The sequence below is a fragment of the Erwinia sp. GW821-FHT03D09 genome, assembly GCF_059420805.1.
In genome coordinates this window covers 1-559 of sequence record NZ_JBWKUK010000026.1, presented here as the reverse complement: position 1 = coordinate 559, position 559 = coordinate 1, and the positions used below count along the sequence as shown (strand labels likewise).

Sequence of the window (559 nt, the reverse complement as noted above, 5' to 3'; positions counted from 1 at the left end):
CGTGCAGGATGACTTCGCCCTACGGGCCGTTGCTATCGCAACGTTGTCTCGCTTTCGCTCGACTCGAACCTTTTTCGCTTCTCATCCTTCACGATTTACACCGTGCATCACCTTAAGTGATGGTGGGTCGTGCAGGATTCGAACCTGCGACCAATTGATTAAAAGTCAACTGCTCTACCAACTGAGCTAACGACCCGAAATGGTGGGCGATGACGGGCTCGAACCGCCGACCCCCTCCGTGTAAAGGAGATGCTCTACCAACTGAGCTAATCGCCCATTTCGGAACTGCTTTTACTTCTCTTGCTTTACGCATCACATTAAGTGATGGTGGGTCGTGCAGGATGACTTCGCCCTGCGGGCCGTTGCTATCGCAACGTTGTCTCGCTTTCGCTCGACTCGAACCTTTTCGGTTCTTATCCTTCACGATTTATATCGTGCATCACCTTAAGTGATGGTGGGTCGTGCAGGATGACTTCGCCCTCCGGGCCGTTGCTATCGCAACGTTGTCTCGCTTTCGCTCGACTCGAACCTTTTCGGTTCTCATCCTTCACGATTTATA

2 tRNA genes and 3 other RNA genes are annotated in these 559 nt (G+C 52.1%); all 5 read right to left on the bottom strand.

Annotation, left to right across the window (positions count from 1 at the left end):
• A non-coding RNA gene (locus AC07U6_RS20645) (RtT sRNA) lies at positions 1-106 on the bottom strand.
• 14 nt (positions 107-120) lie between these two features.
• A tRNA-Lys gene (locus tag AC07U6_RS20640) sits at positions 121-196 on the bottom strand.
• A 4-nt stretch (positions 197-200) separates the two neighbouring features.
• Positions 201-276: transfer RNA gene (locus AC07U6_RS20635), tRNA-Val, on the bottom strand.
• A gap of 49 nt (positions 277-325) precedes the next feature.
• A non-coding RNA gene (locus AC07U6_RS20630) (RtT sRNA) lies at positions 326-438 on the bottom strand.
• 14 nt (positions 439-452) lie between these two features.
• Positions 453-559, bottom strand: a non-coding RNA gene (locus AC07U6_RS20625) — RtT sRNA; the annotation flags it as partial.